The organism is Lysinibacillus sp. FN11 (assembly GCF_024628845.1).
GTDB lineage: Bacteria > Bacillota > Bacilli > Bacillales_A > Planococcaceae > Lysinibacillus > Lysinibacillus capsici.
On sequence record NZ_CP102383.1, the window covers coordinates 3,648,097 to 3,664,225 of the forward strand.

The 16,129-nt window shown below is 38.7% G+C and carries 15 protein-coding genes; all 15 read right to left on the bottom strand.

The window, feature by feature from the left end; translation table 11 throughout:
* Nucleotides 1-36: 36 nt before the first annotated feature.
* On the bottom strand, nucleotides 37-159 hold the full coding sequence (locus NP781_RS19335) for a cytochrome bd oxidase small subunit CydS family protein (protein ID WP_004225690.1): 123 nt from the start codon (nucleotides 157-159) through the stop codon (nucleotides 37-39).
* 13 nt (nucleotides 160-172) lie between these two features.
* Nucleotides 173-1,198: a cytochrome d ubiquinol oxidase subunit II gene (locus tag NP781_RS19340; protein ID WP_004225693.1), complete on the bottom strand. Its 1,026-nt coding sequence runs from the start codon at nucleotides 1,196-1,198 to the stop codon at nucleotides 173-175.
* Nucleotides 1,195-2,541, bottom strand: a complete 1,347-nt coding sequence (locus tag NP781_RS19345; protein ID WP_257520624.1) for a cytochrome ubiquinol oxidase subunit I — start codon at nucleotides 2,539-2,541, stop codon at nucleotides 1,195-1,197. The genes NP781_RS19340 and NP781_RS19345 overlap by 4 nt, the downstream gene beginning before the upstream one ends.
* Nucleotides 2,542-2,759: 218 nt before the next feature.
* Nucleotides 2,760-3,002, bottom strand: coding sequence for a hypothetical protein (locus NP781_RS19350; RefSeq protein ID WP_221682786.1), 243 nt, complete (start codon nucleotides 3,000-3,002; stop codon nucleotides 2,760-2,762).
* Nucleotides 3,003-3,189: 187 nt separating this feature from the next.
* Nucleotides 3,190-4,104: a diacylglycerol kinase gene (locus tag NP781_RS19355; protein WP_004225701.1), complete on the bottom strand. Its 915-nt coding sequence runs from the start codon at nucleotides 4,102-4,104 to the stop codon at nucleotides 3,190-3,192.
* 72 nt (nucleotides 4,105-4,176) lie between these two features.
* Nucleotides 4,177-4,740, bottom strand: coding sequence for a thioredoxin family protein (locus NP781_RS19360; protein ID WP_004225703.1), 564 nt, complete (start codon nucleotides 4,738-4,740; stop codon nucleotides 4,177-4,179).
* A gap of 157 nt (nucleotides 4,741-4,897) precedes the next feature.
* Entirely contained in the window at nucleotides 4,898-6,325 is a 1,428-nt protein-coding gene (gene gatB, locus NP781_RS19365) for an Asp-tRNA(Asn)/Glu-tRNA(Gln) amidotransferase subunit GatB (protein WP_009374262.1), read from the bottom strand.
* Nucleotide 6,326: 1 nt separating this feature from the next.
* Entirely contained in the window at nucleotides 6,327-7,790 is a 1,464-nt protein-coding gene (gatA, locus tag NP781_RS19370; RefSeq protein ID WP_221682784.1) for an Asp-tRNA(Asn)/Glu-tRNA(Gln) amidotransferase subunit GatA, read from the bottom strand.
* 24 nt (nucleotides 7,791-7,814) lie between these two features.
* Nucleotides 7,815-8,102, bottom strand: a complete 288-nt coding sequence (gene gatC / locus NP781_RS19375) for an Asp-tRNA(Asn)/Glu-tRNA(Gln) amidotransferase subunit GatC (protein ID WP_004225708.1) — start codon at nucleotides 8,100-8,102, stop codon at nucleotides 7,815-7,817.
* Between the two features lie 233 nt (nucleotides 8,103-8,335).
* On the bottom strand, nucleotides 8,336-9,475 hold the full coding sequence (locus NP781_RS19380) for a CamS family sex pheromone protein (protein ID WP_004225709.1): 1,140 nt from the start codon (nucleotides 9,473-9,475) through the stop codon (nucleotides 8,336-8,338).
* Nucleotides 9,476-9,597: 122 nt separating this feature from the next.
* Complete coding sequence (gene ligA / locus NP781_RS19385; RefSeq protein WP_257520625.1) at nucleotides 9,598-11,601, bottom strand: NAD-dependent DNA ligase LigA; 2,004 nt, start codon at nucleotides 11,599-11,601, stop codon at nucleotides 9,598-9,600.
* Between the two features lie 14 nt (nucleotides 11,602-11,615).
* The gene (gene pcrA / locus NP781_RS19390) at nucleotides 11,616-13,868 is read right to left on the bottom strand and encodes a DNA helicase PcrA (RefSeq protein WP_221682783.1); all 2,253 of its coding nucleotides are present in this window, start codon (nucleotides 13,866-13,868) and stop codon (nucleotides 11,616-11,618) included.
* A 32-nt stretch (nucleotides 13,869-13,900) separates the two neighbouring features.
* On the bottom strand, nucleotides 13,901-14,590 hold the full coding sequence (locus NP781_RS19395; RefSeq protein WP_221682782.1) for a heptaprenylglyceryl phosphate synthase: 690 nt from the start codon (nucleotides 14,588-14,590) through the stop codon (nucleotides 13,901-13,903).
* Nucleotides 14,591-14,701: 111 nt separating this feature from the next.
* Nucleotides 14,702-15,022, bottom strand: coding sequence for a YerC/YecD family TrpR-related protein (locus NP781_RS19400; protein WP_004225717.1), 321 nt, complete (start codon nucleotides 15,020-15,022; stop codon nucleotides 14,702-14,704).
* Nucleotides 15,023-15,037: 15 nt separating this feature from the next.
* Nucleotides 15,038-16,093: a DUF3048 domain-containing protein gene (locus NP781_RS19405; RefSeq protein WP_221682781.1), complete on the bottom strand. Its 1,056-nt coding sequence runs from the start codon at nucleotides 16,091-16,093 to the stop codon at nucleotides 15,038-15,040.
* Between the last annotated feature and the right edge of the window lie 36 nt (nucleotides 16,094-16,129).

Below are 16,129 nucleotides of genomic sequence, written 5' to 3' on the forward strand. Positions count from 1 at the left end.
TGCGCGTCTCTGCTAATTAACTTGAAAAAAGAGTCGCTATTCGCGACTCTTTTCCTGCTCTTTCGTAATATGATAATCCCTTGGTGCCCACCAAAATGCACACAAGATCCCAAGAATGACGACAATAAAAGGTGCATAAAAAATTAAAAAACTTTGCATTTGTGCTTTCCTCCTATGCGTGATTGTCTTCTTTTCCTGTCACATATTTTTTATTGAATAAGAATAGTTTCATCAATAAATAAAGTGAAGGAAGAAGAAGACACAGTCCTAAAATAAATGCGATAACTAAAGCGATCGCCATTTGTGTGCTTGTAAAGCTATCGTAAATGGTTAAATACGGATACAGTAGGTATGGATATTGAGCTATTCCATAGGCAAAGAAGGCTACGGCAAATTGAGCAATCAGGAGCCCAACTGCAAGTCCGTACTTTTTACGCATGGCAATAAGTACGACTGTGACAATAAATAAGACAGCTGAAATCGCAAACATCCACCATAAATTTACCATATGACTGTAGCTTTCTGGGTTGATGGATTTCATTTCATACATAATTCCTAGCGCACTAATCATTAGCGGTGCTGCCCACACAAGAGCATATTTTCTCATCAGTTTCGTTGCTTCGCTATCATTTGCTTTATGCGCATACCATGTTAAAAATACGGCTGAAATATACAATACAGCAGCGATACTTAGTACCACAATGCTCCAAGCAAATGGACTTGTATATAAAGTCCAGTAGTTCAGCACAGGCTGCCCATCAATTACATCAACATAGCCTCCACCAGCAATGGCAAAGACAACGGATAAAGAAGCGGGAATTAATAAACCTGCTACACCATATGTCAGTGTATATCCGATATGGCCTCGTGTACCATACGATTCAAAGGCATAGTAGGAGCCTCGAATTGCCAACAGTACAAGCGAAATACTAACGGGCACAAGTAAAATCGTTCCGTAATAAAAAGCGGTTTGCGGGAAAAATCCTACGATTCCTACAAAGAAGAATACTAAAAAGACATTGGTAACTTCCCAAACAGGCGATAAATAACGTTTAATAATATTTGTTAAAATATGATTCTTTCCAATAAGTAGGCTATATGCATTAAAGAAGCCAGCACCAAAATCGATTGATGCGACTATGACATAGCCAAATAGGAATATCCATAATACTGAAATACCTAAAATCTCTAACGTCATAGGATGTCACCGCCTTTTTCAGAGTGGCGATCTTCAATCTCGCGTTCGATTGGGTTATTTTTAAACATTCTTACCAATACGACAATACTTCCCACTGCTAATACTGCATAGACTCCTGCGAATAAAAGCAACATTAAATCCACATGGTCGCTCGTCGTAGCTCCTTCAGGTGTACGCATTAGTCCATAAAGTATCCATGGTTGACGTCCAACTTCGGCAAGCCACCAACCTGCTTCAATCGCGATAATTGATAGTGGTCCTCCCGCTACGATAATCCATCTATACCATCGTGAATGAATAAACTGCCAGCCCCGTGCTTTCCCTACAACATAAAGTAATGAAACTAGCATCATAAACATACCAATAGAAACCATGATATCAAAGAGATAGTGAATATAGAGTGGCGGTAGATCCTCTTCCTCAAATTGATCTAAGCCGATTACCTCTGCATTAGGATTAAAATGTGCAAGAATGCTTAAAGCATACGGAATTTTAATAGCATATTTAACTTCTTCTCCATCTAAGACGCCAAATAATACAAGAGACGCCTTACCTTCTGTTTCAAAATGCCATTCTGCTGCGGCTAGTTTTTCGGGTTGATATTCGGCTAAGTATTTTCCTGAAAAATCTCCAATCACAGCGGCTGCAATGGAGAAAATCAAGCCAATTTTCATTAATAAAAGTAGTGATTTTTTATGGTATACATGCTTCGAACCTTTTAACATCCTAAATCCTGCAATAGCTGCTAGCACAAATGCCGATGTCATGTACGCTGTCACAAGTACATGTGCAACCTTTGTTGGCATGGCAGGGTTAAACATTGCAAGAAAAGGTTGAATATTAACAAGTTCTCCATCTACGATATCAAATCCTCTTGGTGCGTTCATAAAAGCGTTAACGATTGTGATAAAGACTGCCGACATCGATGCTCCGACAGCAACAGGGATTAACAGAAGCATATGCTTTTTCTGACTATCAAAGCGATCCCAAGTATATAAATAGATGCCCAAGAATATCGCCTCAAAGAAAAATGCAAACGTTTCCATAAAAAGTGGTAACGCAATTGTTTGACCAGCGAGTTGCATAAAATTAGGCCACAATAATGATAGTTGTAAGCCGATTGCGGTTCCAGTTACCACACCGACTGCTACAGTAATGACAAAACCACGGGCCCAACGTCTTGCCATTAAGATATAATGTTCATCATTCTTTTTATACCCAGTCCATTGAGCAATCATAATCATTAACGGGACACCCACACCAATTGTTGCATAAATAATATGGAACGATAATGTTAACTCCGTTAATGCTCGGCTCCAATAGACCGCTGATTCATTAATCATCTCATTGCCCCCTTAACTTCCAAATATTCTTCCAAGAATAGAAAGTAGCATAATGATTGCAACACCAAAGCTTAGCCATATAAGCTTCTTTTCTTGTGACTTATACAAAGGCAACACTTCCTTTCCCTTATCCATACCCCCATTTTCCACTATTCCAACGAAAAAAACCTTAATAACGGACCGAAATTTCAGTCTATTATTAAGGTTTCAAATTTTGTTCAAGTAATATACGCACATTTGCCAAACATTTTTCTAATTTCATTCACAATCTTACTTCTAAAGCTTATTTTATGGAATTTAGCCAGTTTTATTCTAGTGATGGAATTTTCGTTAAGAGGATTTGGAGTGGTATCCTTACCTTTTAGAGCGCTTTTTACTTCCTTTGGAGCGGCTTCCTCATCTTTTTGATCACTTTTCACTTCATTTGGAGCGGCTTCCTCATCTTTTTGATCACTTTTCACTTCATTTGGAGCGGCTTTCTCACCTTTATGAGCACTTCAATCGCCTTCTCTAGAGGAGTCCTCACCTTTTGAAGTGTTCTAACTAGACATCTTTTCGAGTGACGTCACCTAACTTCAAGCAACCAATCATATAGAAATACAAAATAAAGCTCATCCTCAATAAAATCGGATGAGCTTTTCGGGTTCATTAAATACGGTCTTCCTCTCGAATATCTGCGAGTGGAACAAAGATTTCGATGTGACGCTTTAGGTTTTCAAATGTAGCGGGAGCGTCTCCGCCATATTCGCCATCGAGATTAAGGTGGACCTCATTTTCTGTAGTAACTTTGACAACGCTAGCTTTTTTGTAGATGACACGATCATCATTTAAATGTTCGCCTCTTAATGCCATAGCAGCTAGTTGAATAAATTCAGGAAGACTTACCTTCTTTAGCACTATTAAAGTAAAGTAACCATCATTAATGCTTGCATCAGGAGCTAGTTTTTCAAAGCCGCCTACTGAATTCGTTAACCCACATAGGAACATCATAGCGTCGCCATCAAATACTTCGCCATCATATTCAATGCGCATATGTGAGGCTTTGATGGATGGAATCATCTCAACTGCCTTTACATAATAGGCTAACTGACCAAGCATTGTTTTCATTTTGCTTGGTACTTCGTAAGTTAGCTCTGTAATACGTCCGCCAGCAGCAATATTGATGAAATAGCGTTCCCCATTTAAGAGACCAACATCCACTGGTAATGTGTCACCTTGAATAATAATGTCTACTGCCTCTTCAATATTTCGAGGGATATGCACGGCACGGGCAAAATCATTTGTAGTGCCCATTGGAATTAGACCAACTTTCGGACGGTTTTCAAATGGACTTACACCTGAAACAACTTCATTTAATGTGCCATCTCCACCAACTGCGATGATGATATCAAAACCGCGTTCTACCGCATTTTTTGCTGCAAGCGTTGCATCACCTTCACATGTTGTTGCGTGACAGGATGTCTCATAGCCTGCTACCTCTAGTTTTTCCAACACCTCTGGTAGATGTTTCTTAAACACTTCGCGTCCAGATGTAGGATTATAAATGATTCTTGCTCGTTTCATAACATACCTTCCTGCTTCATAAGATTCTACTTCATTCAACGATTTATAGGTTGAAATGTTGCAATACTCTTGTTATTTTTGTAATGCTTCTGTTACTTGCTTCTTAAAGTCCTCATAAACATATGTCCAATATGTTTGATTGGAGATATTTTCCTCACGAATTTCTGCATAAAGAGTCTTTTGTGCCTCTTCAAAGGTTGGATCTTCTTTATCTGGTAAGCTTGCTCGTTTCGTTACGACGAACTCTTGTAATTCTGGTGCACGTGGTCCCCATTTTCCAATCACATCTCCTGCATCATCTAACAATAGATAAATCGGAATTGCACGGCCACCGTTTGTTAAATAACGATCAATTAGCTCTGTATCAGCATCACGGAAAACGGTACGCATATCTAATCCTGCTGCTTCAGCAATACGACGAATAATTGGATTATTTAACATTGCGTCTCCGCACCAATCCTCTGTAATTGTTAAAATTTTAGGTTGTTTTTCTTTTAATAACCCGATAAAACCATCGTTTGTTGGTACTTCAAAGCCATCATAAATACGAAAGCTTTCTTCTTTTAACGTCGTCATGTTCTCCATATATTGTTGTATTGATATAGCTTCATTAAAATACTGTTGTTCTGTTTTCATTGGCTCGTCCCCCTTATTATTGTCTATTCTATATTTTGCTATGAATACTCTTTTTAAACAACTATTAAGTTTCGTAAAATGCAAATTTGTTACATTTTTGAAAATTAATAGCCGAGGGAGCAATGAAGCTCTCTCGGCTATTATGTTACAACGAGTATTATCGTTTGGCAATTTCTTGTTGTAATAATTTATTAACCATTGGTGGGTTAGCTTGACCTTTTGTTGCCTTCATAATTTGACCAACTAAGAAGCCAATCGCACGGTCTTTACCATTTTTGAAGTCCTCGATAGATTGAGCATTGTTATCTAAAACTTCTGTTACGATTGCTAGTAATGCACCTTCATCAGAAATTTGCACTAAGCCTTTTGCTTTCACAATATCCTGCGCAGAGCCGCCATTTTCTACTAATTCAGCAAATACTTTTTTACCGATCTTAGAAGAAATTGTACCGTCCGTGATTAATTTCACCATTTCAGCAAGGTTTTCTGGTGTTAATGCAGTATCTTTTAGATCTTTTTGCTCTGCGTTTAAATAAGCAGAAACATCACCCATTAACCAGTTAGCAGAAAGCTTAGCATCTGCCCCCTTTGCTACCATTGCCTCAAAGAAGTCTGAGATCTCTTTAGAGATAACAAGAACTCCAGCATCATAAGGTGTTAAGCCTAGTTCTTCAACATAGCGTTTTTTACGAGCATCTGGAAGCTCTGGAATTTCAGATTTCACACGCTCTAACCATGCATCATCAATTGAAAGACGAACTAAGTCTGGCTCTGGGAAGTAACGGTAGTCATCTGTTCCCTCTTTAACACGCATTAAAATTGTTTTACCTGTTTTTTCATCAAAACGACGTGTTTCTTGCTCAATCACGCCACCAGATAATAATACATCTGCTTGACGTAATTCTTCATGCTCTAAACCACGACGAACATAGTTGAAGGAGTTCAGGTTTTTAAGCTCTGTTTTTGTACCAAATTCTTCTTGACCATAAGGGCGAAGAGAAATATTGGCATCACAACGTAGTGAGCCTTCTTCCATCTTACAATCAGATACGTCAGTATATTGAATAATCGATTTTAATTTTTCAAGATATGCATATGCTTCGTTTGGTGTACGAATATCTGGCTCAGAAACGATTTCAACAAGCGGTGTTCCTTGACGGTTAAAGTCAACTAGTGAATGGTCACCAGCATGTGAAAGTTTACCAGCGTCTTCTTCCATATGAAGACGCGTGATACCGATACGTTTTGTATAGCCGTCTACTTCAATATCGATCCAGCCGTTTTTACCGATTGGTTTATCGAATTGTGAAATTTGATAAGCTTTCGGATTATCTGGATAGAAGTAGTTTTTACGGTCAAACTTTGTTTCTTGCTCGATTTCCATATTGAGTGCCAGTGCTGCACGCATAGCGAAATCTACTACATTTTTGTTCAGGACTGGTAGGACCCCAGGATAGCCTAAATCGATTACTGTTGTATTTGTATTTGGTTCAGCACCAAAGTGAGCTGGTGCTGGTGAGAAGATTTTTGAGTTTGTCTTCAACTCAACGTGTACTTCTAAACCAATGACTGTTTCAAAGTTCATGTTATTTTCCCTCCCACATTTGAGGAACTTCTTTATGGAACTCAGTAGCTTGTTCAAAAGCATGAGCCACACGGTAAATAGTTGCTTCATCGAAATATTTACCAATTATTTGTAAACCTAGTGGTAGACCGTTTTCAAAGCCACAAGGAATTGAAATTGCTGGTACACCTGCTAAGTTCATCGGGATTGTTAAAATATCGTTTGCATACATTGTCATTGGATCATCAACATTTTCACCAATCTTGAATGCTGGTGTTGGAGCTGTTGGTCCAATGATAACATCAAAGTCTTCAAATACTTTATCGTAGTCTGCTTTGATCAGTGTACGTGCTTGTTGTGCTTTTTTGTAGTACGCATCATACGTACCTGCACTTAGTGAGTAAGTACCTAACATGATACGTCGTTTTACTTCATCACCAAAGCCTTGAGCACGTGTTTCTTTATAAAGGTCCATTAAATTTGTCACGTTTTCTGCACGGAAACCATAGCGGATACCATCGAAACGAGATAGGTTAGAAGACGCTTCAGAAGAAGAAAGGATATAGTACGCAGCTAGTGCATATTTCGAGTGAGGAAGCGATACCTCTTCTACAGTAGCGCCTAAGCCTTTTAATACCTCTAATGCTGCAAGCACTGATTGACGAGCTGCTTCACCAACGCCTTCACCAAGGAATTCTTTTGGCACAGCAATACGTAAGCCCTTAACATCACCAGTAAGAGCTGAAGCGTAATTTGGCACCTCAACATTCGCAGAAGTCGAATCATTTGGATCTAATCCAGCGATAGCTTCTAGTAATAGCGCATTATCTTCAACATTGCGTGTAATTGGTCCAATTTGATCTAGAGAAGATGCGAATGCAACGAGACCAAAACGAGATACACGACCATATGTAGGTTTCATCCCTACAACACCACAGTAAGCTGCAGGTTGACGGATTGAACCACCTGTATCTGATCCAAGAGAGAATGGTACTTCACCAGCTGCTACAGCTGCTGCAGATGCACCTGAAGAACCTCCTGGTACGTGGTTTAAGTTCCATGGATTTTTTGTTGTTTTATAGTATGAGTTTTCGTTTGAAGAACCCATTGCAAATTCATCCATGTTTAATTTACCAACTGTAATCATGCCAGCTTCACGTAGCTTGTTGACAACAGTTGCATCATAGATTGGCATAAAGCCTTCTAGAATTTTAGAGGCACATGTTGTTTCTAAGCCTTCTGTTACGATGTTGTCTTTCACACCGATCGGTAGACCGAATAATGGTCCACGCTTTTCAAATGGTACTTTATCCATTTCAGCAGCTTGAGCAGTTGCTTTTTCTTCGTTTGAAGCAAGGAATGCTTGTACATCGCCATCAAGCTTTGCAATACGCTCGTATGCTTCTTTCGTTAAATCAGCGATTGATAGGTTACCCGCTTTAATTTCTGCTTGTAACTCCTTAGCTGAACGTTCAAATAGCGTCATGAGGAATCCTCCTATGTTTTAGTATTACATGATAGCTGGTACTTTTACTTGACCATCTTCTTGTTCTTTTACGTTTAACATCATTACTTCTCGGTCTAAACCTTTTACTGCTACATCTTCACGCATTACGTTCACTAATGGTAAAACGTGCGTTGTTGGTTCAACATTTGTTGTATCCAGTTCATTTAACTGCTCCGCAAAGTCTGTAATTTTGCCAAGCTGTTCAGCAAATTTCTCTGCTTCTTCTTCTGTAATTGCAAGACGTGCTAAATTTGCCACGTGCTTTACTTCTTCTTTTGTTAATTTAGCCATTTTTCACACCTCCGAATACTTGTTCAATTCATTGTTTTTATTGATAACAATAGGGTTGAATAAAGTTAACCATGCCAATAATCATAACATTTTTCATTTTAAAAATCACAACTTTCACTAAAAATATAGAAACTTTCACTACTATAACAAAGTGTTGTCTCTATCATCCTGTTGTGTTCCTCTATTTCAATCCATTACCATAAAAAATATAGTCAGCTCAAAGGCTGACTATATTAATCATAGATATGCACGTAAGGGTCCTTGTCATTGGCCTTTTTGATGATTAATGCCTCAGGACCATTCACTGAAGTAACACTCACTTCCACATGAATATTATCAAATTGATTGATTAAAATCCCTGTTAAATATTGTGTAAATCCTATTATCTCTGCTTTGCCGAAAAATTGGATTGGGATTTCAATCGAAAGATTTTGTATTTGTTTATTACGATAGAAACCAGTACCGATCACACTTGTATAGTTAGAAAAATATTTATCAACATCTTGTTTGAAGTTCTTGAAGTTATTATTGACATCTCGGTATACATCTTGTGAATCATCTGTTGGGAATAAGACGTAATTTTCATCTATACCTTCCCAATCAGCGATGCTGTTCTGCCCAGCTTTTGCTACACCATAGCTAAAGTATGTCCCTGGAATAATTTGATTACGGGCTTGCTGCTTAAACAAACCGACCACAATCGGTACATCCTTTAACTCTTCACGTGAACGTAAACGAGAAACGATTTCAGCAGCCATTTTTTTGCCTTGCTCAATAAGAGTAGACTCTGAAATTGGTTCCTCGTAATATTCCCCATACTGTTCTTTTTGATAATAATAGATAGAATTTAAGGCAAGACCGATTGAAATCCCACCTAGTTTCACTTTATTATCCTTCGTTTTTGTTAAGTAGTTTTGCTCTACAATATGGGATAAATAAACTGGAGCCTTTGTTGCTCGCTCCTCAGGTGTCATTGTGTCTGTTGTCGGTGGATTTAATCCATCCTCTGTTTGTGAACTACGAGCAAGCCAAGAGCTTACTGTACTTTCAGCTAAATATTGACCTTCTTGGAAGTAGTAGTTTTCTGTGTCGAACTCATTTTGAGATAAACGCATTAAACCTGATTCAACTTCCTTCATATCATATTTCGTATAAATGTTAGAAACCACTAGACCTCTACTTGCACTCTCTTTATAAGGGATAAGCGTCTTATAATAAGATTCATCAATTTGTATGCTTGGAATAATTGTTGTTTCAGCTTTTTCTTTCTGTTGCGTTTCCTGTGTAAGCTCTGTCTCCTTCTTGTCAGAAGGCACACAGCCGACTAGCATTGCAGCAGCTACGATTGCTGGAATGAGTCGAAAAGACTTCATTATTTAGTGCTCCTTTACTAATAGTCAATTTTAGGTCGACGAAACTACTCGACGCCTTGATGTAACGATTGTGCACCAGATATCGCTTCCTATTCATAAAAAGAGAGGATATCATGCACTTATTAGATGAGGTTAAGTTGTTCAATTAAGGTATCTTCAGTCCAAACTTCGATACCCATTTGCTCAGCCTTTGTTAGTTTAGAGCCTGCATCCGCACCTGCGATCACTAGATCTGTTTTTTTGCTGACACTACCCGTGACTGTACCACCTAACTCTTCTATTTTCGCTTTTGCTTCGTTGCGTGTCAATTGCTCAAGTTTACCAGTTAAGACAATTGTTTTACCTGCAAAAGGACTATCACCTATCGCCACTTCTACTTTTTTACCTTTGTATGTCATATTCACGCCTGCTTCAGCAAGACGTTTAATGACTGCTCGTGCATCTTCATTTGAGAAATACTCCACTAACGATGAAGCCATTTTATCTCCAATTTCATAAATTGCCACAAGCTGCTCCTCTGTTGCAGCCATCACGGCTTCCATTGAACCAAATTCCTCTGATACGATTTTGGCTGCTTTTTCACCAACATGACGAATTCCTAGTCCAATTAACAAACGCTCCATCGAATTTTCCTTCGATGCTTGAATAGCATTTACTAAATTAGTTGCTGATTTTTCGCCCATACGTTCCAATTCCACAAGTTGCTCCACCGTTAAATGATACAGGTCAGAAACATCATGTATTAAATCTGCACGCAATAATTGCTCCACTACTTTATCCCCAAGACCGTCAATATTCATCGCGTTTCGAGAAACAAAATATTTTATGCTTTCTGCGATTTGCGCAAAGCAGGCAGGATTTACACAGCGCAAGGCAACTTCGCCTTCAATACGAATCAATTCACTATCACAAACAGGGCAATTTTTTGGCATGACAAAAGGGACTGAATCCTCAGGACGTTGTTCTATAAGCACACCTACAACTTGGGGAATAATGTCACCAGCTTTTCGAATAATAACTGTATCTCCAAGACGAATATCCTTATCTCGAATTAAATCTTCATTGTGTAAAGAAGCACGTTGAACCGTCGTTCCCGCTACTTGTACGGGGGTTAAAATCGCTGTAGGCGTAACAACACCTGTACGACCTACTGTTAAATCAATATCAAGTAACGTTGTAACAACTTCCTCTGCCGGAAATTTGTAGGCAATTGCCCAGCGTGGACTCTTTGCTGTATAACCTAGTTCATCTTGCTGAGCATAACGGTCAACTTTAATAACAATTCCGTCAATCTCGTAAGCTAATTTTGGACGGTTTTCTGTCCAATGTTCTATAAAGGCCATTACCTCTTCAATCGTAGAGCATCGTTGGCGTTCTTTATTTGAAGGGAAGCCTAGGCCTTCTAAATAATCAAGCATTTCTGCATGACCGTCGATACCATATACTTCACCGTCTCCACCAATGGCATAGATAAACGTTGATAATTGGCGACTGGCCGCAATTTTAGGGTCTAATTGACGTAATGAGCCAGCAGCAGCATTACGAGGATTAGCAAACAACTCCTCACCATTGTCAGCACGTTGGGCATTTAAGTTTTCAAAAGATTTTTTCGGCATATATGCCTCACCACGTACTTCAATCGTAATGGGTTCCTTTAAACGAAGGGGAATCGCACGGATTGTCTTTAAATTGGCGGTAATATCTTCTCCTACCACACCATCTCCTCTTGTAGCCCCTTGTACAAACATGCCATTTTCATATTTTAATGAAATAGCCAAACCATCTATTTTCAGCTCACATACATAAGAAAATTGATCTCCGATAGCCTGACGTACTTTACGATCGAATTCTCGTAAATCCGCTTCATTAAAAGCATTTGAAAGACTAAGCATCGGGTAATCATGCGTCACTTTTTTAAAGCCCTCTACCACTGCTCCACCAACACGCTGCGTAGGAGAATCGGGGTAAATAAGGGATGGGTTTGCTTCTTCTAATACAATCAGTTCCTGTAATAGCTGGTCATAGACACTATCTGCTACGACAGGTTTATCTAACACATAATAGGCATAACCATATTCATGCAATAATTTATTTAACTCCGCTATACGCTGTTCTATTTCGTTCATTTACGTTCCTCCGCTTACGCTTTTTCAATAGGTGCAAATTGAGCAAGTAATCGCTTTATACCAATTGGTTGTGGGAATGCGATATCGAGCTCTGTACTATCACCTTCACCTTTTACACTAACAACCATACCTGTTCCCCATTTTTTATGAATCGCCTTATCTCCAGCCTTCCATCCAAATTGATCTCCGCCCGTTGCTTGTAAACGTGCTGTGGCAGGTTGTGTTTGCTGAATAGCACCAAGTGTACGTTTTTGATGGCCACCGGTTGAACGATTGTTAGTAGCAAATGGTACTGTTGATGTTGTCCCTGCCTTAGAAATTGACTCTGTAATATCTTGAGAAATTTCACCTAAAAATCGGGAGGCATTATTAAAGCTTGAACGACCAAAAATCGTACGGCTTTGGGCACAGGTTAAATATAGACGTTCCTCAGCACGGGTCACACCTACGTACATAAGGCGGCGTTCCTCTTCCATTTCATCTTGATCGTCTAGTGAGCGGGAATGTGGGAAGATGTTTTCCTCCATACCGATTATAAAGACAACTGGGAACTCTAAGCCTTTAGCTGCATGCATCGTCATTAAAATAATATTGCCTTTGGATGCATCCTCTTTGTCGAGTGCATCAATATCAGCTATAAGGGCTAAATCTGTTAAAAAGGCAATTAAGCTTTTATCATCACTGCGCTCTTCAAAAGCCTTTGTGACAGATAAAAACTCTTCAATATTTTCTAAACGGCTTTCTGCTTCAATTGTTTTTTCGTTTTGTAACATTGCTCGATAACCCGATTTATCAATAACTTGCTCCACAATTTCAGTGACAGACAGATATTCCTGCATTTGTGTAAAGCCTTTAATCATGGCATAAAATTGCTCAGCCGAATTTGCTGCTTTCCCTGATAGTCCCATGAAAACAAGATCATTCATCGCGTCAAAAATCGAACGATCCTGATCTATTGCATAACGTGCCATTTTTTCAAAGGAAGTTGCACCAATACTGCGCTTTGGCTCATTAATAATACGTGCTAGTGATAAATCATCATCATTATTAGCAATAAGTCGTAGATATGCTAGTAAGTCCTTTATCTCTTTTCGATCATAGAACTTTGTTCCGCCTACTATTTGATAGGCCATATTGGACTTAACAAGTACTTCCTCCATTACACGAGATTGAGCGTTTGTACGATATAAAATAGCAAAGTCATCAAAGGAACGATTTTCTTTTTCAATTAACTGTTGAATCGTTTGTACAACAAATTGCGCTTCCTCCTGCTCGTTATAAGCTTTATATAGTGCAATCTTTTCACCTTCTGAATTTTCTGTGCGTAATTCTTTTGGGTAACGTGTTGTATTATTTTGAATGACGTCATTGGCTGCTTGTAGGATGCGTTTAGTTGAACGATAATTTTGCTCTAGCATAATCACCTTTGCAGTAGGATAATCCTTTTCGAAGGATAGGATATTCCCAATATCTGCACCACGCCAACGATAAATAGACTGATCGGAATCACCTACAACACAGATATTTTTAAATTTCTTTGCTAGTAACTGTACAAGTAAATACTGAGATTTATTGGTATCTTGATATTCATCGACATGAATATATTGAAATTTATTTTGATAATATTCAAGCACTTCAGGTACACGTTTAAACAACGTAATCGTCGTCATTATTAAATCATCAAAATCAAGGGATTGGTTGCGGCGTAATCTTTTCTCATAGCCTTTATAGACACGTGCAACTGTTTGTTCATAAGGGTTTTTATCATTCATTTGTCCAGCGTAATCATCCGCTGCTATACACTCGTTTTTTGCCGCACTAATAGCATTTAAAATTGCTCGTGGCTCAAAACGTTTTGGGTCAATATTTTCTTCCTTCATCACATTTTTGATGACTGAAAGCTGATCCGTAGAATCTAAAATAGAGAAATTACGAGAAATGCCTAGTTGATCGATATTACGACGTAAAATCCTTACACACATGGAGTGGAAAGTCGATACCCACATACTATCGCCAGTACCATTGCCAAGAATGCCATCAATACGATCACGCATTTCTCGTGCTGCTTTATTTGTAAATGTAATCGCTAAAATTTTAGAAGGATATACTTCCTTTTCGATAACTAGGTAAGCAATTCGATGTGTTAAAACTCGCGTTTTTCCTGACCCAGCACCTGCCATAATGAGTAATGGTCCTTCAGTTGTTTTAACTGCTCTTTCTTGTTCAGGATTCATGCCTGCTAGTAAATTTTTTGTTAACTGTTCCATTTCGCACCGCCTTACAAACATTTGTTCTAAAATTATAACGTATTTTTAACAGCCTTAACAGTCGCAAGTGCAGCTTTTAAATCTTCGTAGATAATATTTCCAACTACTACCGTATCAGCAACGCGTGCCATTTCCTCTGCTTGCTTTGCAGATTTTATGCCACCACCGTAAAAGAGTTTGGTATGCTTCAGTTCGTTTTTCACAGCACTGACTACCTCTAGATTGCCATACATTCCACTGTACTCTAAATAAAAAACAGGTAGTTTAAAGAAATTCTCTGCCATGCGTGCATAAGCTACCACATCATCAATCGTTAAATCTGTTTTCGCACCCGTTACATGGGCTACTTTACAATCAGGATTTAAAATACAATATCCTTCCGCTACTAATTCATCCCATACCATAATATCGCCGTATTCTTTAATAGCCTCATGATGTAAATTTTTAATCCATTTTGGATCATCACTATTTAATACCGTTGGGATGAAATAATAGTCGTAACCTGGTGTTACCGCATCGATCGTAGAAATTTCAAGCGCTATCGGCACCTCAAAACGACGCACTCGAACAAGTAAATCTAATACCCCATCCAACGTTACATTATCAGTTCCCCCAACTAAAATAACATCTGTCCCAGACTCGCAAATTTTTTCTAATGCTTCATCGGAAATGTCCTTCGCTGGATCTAGCTTGAACACATGTCTCCATTCCAAATAATCCATCTATGTTTACCACCTATCATTTTCTATCTATTCGTTTACAAGTATAGCTTATGATTCACGACAAAAAAATGAAAAAGACCGAGTAGAACTTCTACTCAGCCTTTTTTCTGACTATTCTTTTGGTGCTTGGAATGGTTTTTCATCAGGATACAAACGACCTAACATTTCATCATATGTATCATTCCCATAATCGAAGCAGCGACGCACGCGCGAAATAGTTGCAGTACTTGCCCCTGTTTCCTTTTTAATGGATTCGTAGGTTTTCTTTAATCGTAATAAATGTGCAACCTCAAAGCGTTGTGCCAACGATTGTATTTCACTAATCGTACATAAATCATCAAAAAACTTATAGCATTCCTCGATGTCCTTCAACTCTAACACTGCTTTAAATAATTGATCTGTTTGATGCCCCCGAATTTTTTCGATTTGCATGCAATTTTCCTCCCTTTAAGGCTGCGTTTTCACCATTGCTTGTAACCCTGGCGAAGCTGGTACGAAATGAACCCACGACTTTCCTGGTACAAGCTTTACAGGATCCCCTGTTTGCTCTACAGCCATTGGTATTCCATTAACATTAGCCCATTTGACTTCCCTCAAATAGCCATTTTGAAATACATACGCATTTCCACCAGACGTTAAATCAATTGCTTGGCGACCAATATCATCGATTGTTTGGTGATCCATTTCGAAAAATAGAACATTTGCCAATGACACTGTTTCGCCTGTTAACATATCTTTTGTGTCCACGCTAGCCGATTGTCGTTCATAGTGATTAGTTTGATGATCATACACATACGCGTTATGGAAATCTTCATTATTTCCGTAATAAATGTCAACTTGACTTGTTTCAATACCTATTTTACCACGTTCATCAGGTTCATAAAAAGCCTGAAGTACTTTTTCACTGTAATTCATTGAAGCGCCTACCATTTCAGCACCTTTTAGAATGTTGTCTGATGTAATATAGGAATTGTGTGGCGCAACGCGGTCGTTAGAACGTTTAAACAGAATACCATCATAAGCCATACCGTTGATATTGTCGACGATACGATGATCAAGCATTGTTTTCGCCTCTGGACTATAGCCATGTGCTACATAAAAGGCATCAAATCCCTTGGCCATATCGATAAAATAAGAGCGTGCACTACGAACCGGCCCAATATTTTCTGGCAGTTCACTTTGGTATACTGCTAAAAAGCGTGTCACATTACCTTCTGCAAGCATTTCATAAATGATATCCGCCGCAGCTAAGCCTGATTGTGGACGTGCCGCTGGATGATTATTAATGGTTACGATAATTGGTCGCTGTGTAATTTCTTCTTGTACAGCCTCCCCAGTAAGTGGTGCAACAAAAGCTGATTGTTGCACAGGCTCCTCCACTACTGCTTCTTCCTCTACAATTGGTTCTTCATCCTCTTTGACTTTTGGTGTATCCTTTGAACATCCCCCGATTACCAAAGCACTAAATGCAAAAGCAATCCATAATTTTTTCGATTTGAACACAAGCATATCTCTCCTTTGAACAATTACACATATTTG

What these genes read in the sequence shown, in the direction of transcription:
- NP781_RS19345 (WP_257520624.1), bottom strand. Translation starts at nt 2,541, where the DNA reads ATGATTAATGAATCAGCGGTCTATTGGAGCCGAGCATTAACGGAGTTA.
- gatB (WP_009374262.1), bottom strand. Translation starts at nt 6,325, where the DNA reads ATGAACTTTGAAACAGTCATTGGTTTAGAAGTACACGTTGAGTTGAAG.
- NP781_RS19380 (WP_004225709.1), bottom strand. Translation starts at nt 9,475, where the DNA reads ATGAAGTCTTTTCGACTCATTCCAGCAATCGTAGCTGCTGCAATGCTA.
- gatA (WP_221682784.1), bottom strand. Translation starts at nt 7,790, where the DNA reads ATGACGCTATTTGAACGTTCAGCTAAGGAGTTACAAGCAGAAATTAAA.
- NP781_RS19395 (WP_221682782.1), bottom strand. Translation starts at nt 14,590, where the DNA reads ATGGATTATTTGGAATGGAGACATGTGTTCAAGCTAGATCCAGCGAAG.
- NP781_RS19355 (WP_004225701.1), bottom strand. Translation starts at nt 4,104, where the DNA reads ATGAAACGAGCAAGAATCATTTATAATCCTACATCTGGACGCGAAGTG.
- NP781_RS19340 (WP_004225693.1), bottom strand. Translation starts at nt 1,198, where the DNA reads ATGACGTTAGAGATTTTAGGTATTTCAGTATTATGGATATTCCTATTT.
- NP781_RS19360 (WP_004225703.1), bottom strand. Translation starts at nt 4,740, where the DNA reads ATGAAAACAGAACAACAGTATTTTAATGAAGCTATATCAATACAACAA.
- pcrA (WP_221682783.1), bottom strand. Translation starts at nt 13,868, where the DNA reads ATGGAACAGTTAACAAAAAATTTACTAGCAGGCATGAATCCTGAACAA.
- ligA (WP_257520625.1), bottom strand. Translation starts at nt 11,601, where the DNA reads ATGAACGAAATAGAACAGCGTATAGCGGAGTTAAATAAATTATTGCAT.
- NP781_RS19400 (WP_004225717.1), bottom strand. Translation starts at nt 15,022, where the DNA reads ATGCAAATCGAAAAAATTCGGGGGCATCAAACAGATCAATTATTTAAA.
- NP781_RS19335 (WP_004225690.1), bottom strand. Translation starts at nt 159, where the DNA reads ATGCAAAGTTTTTTAATTTTTTATGCACCTTTTATTGTCGTCATTCTT.
- gatC (WP_004225708.1), bottom strand. Translation starts at nt 8,102, where the DNA reads ATGGCTAAATTAACAAAAGAAGAAGTAAAGCACGTGGCAAATTTAGCA.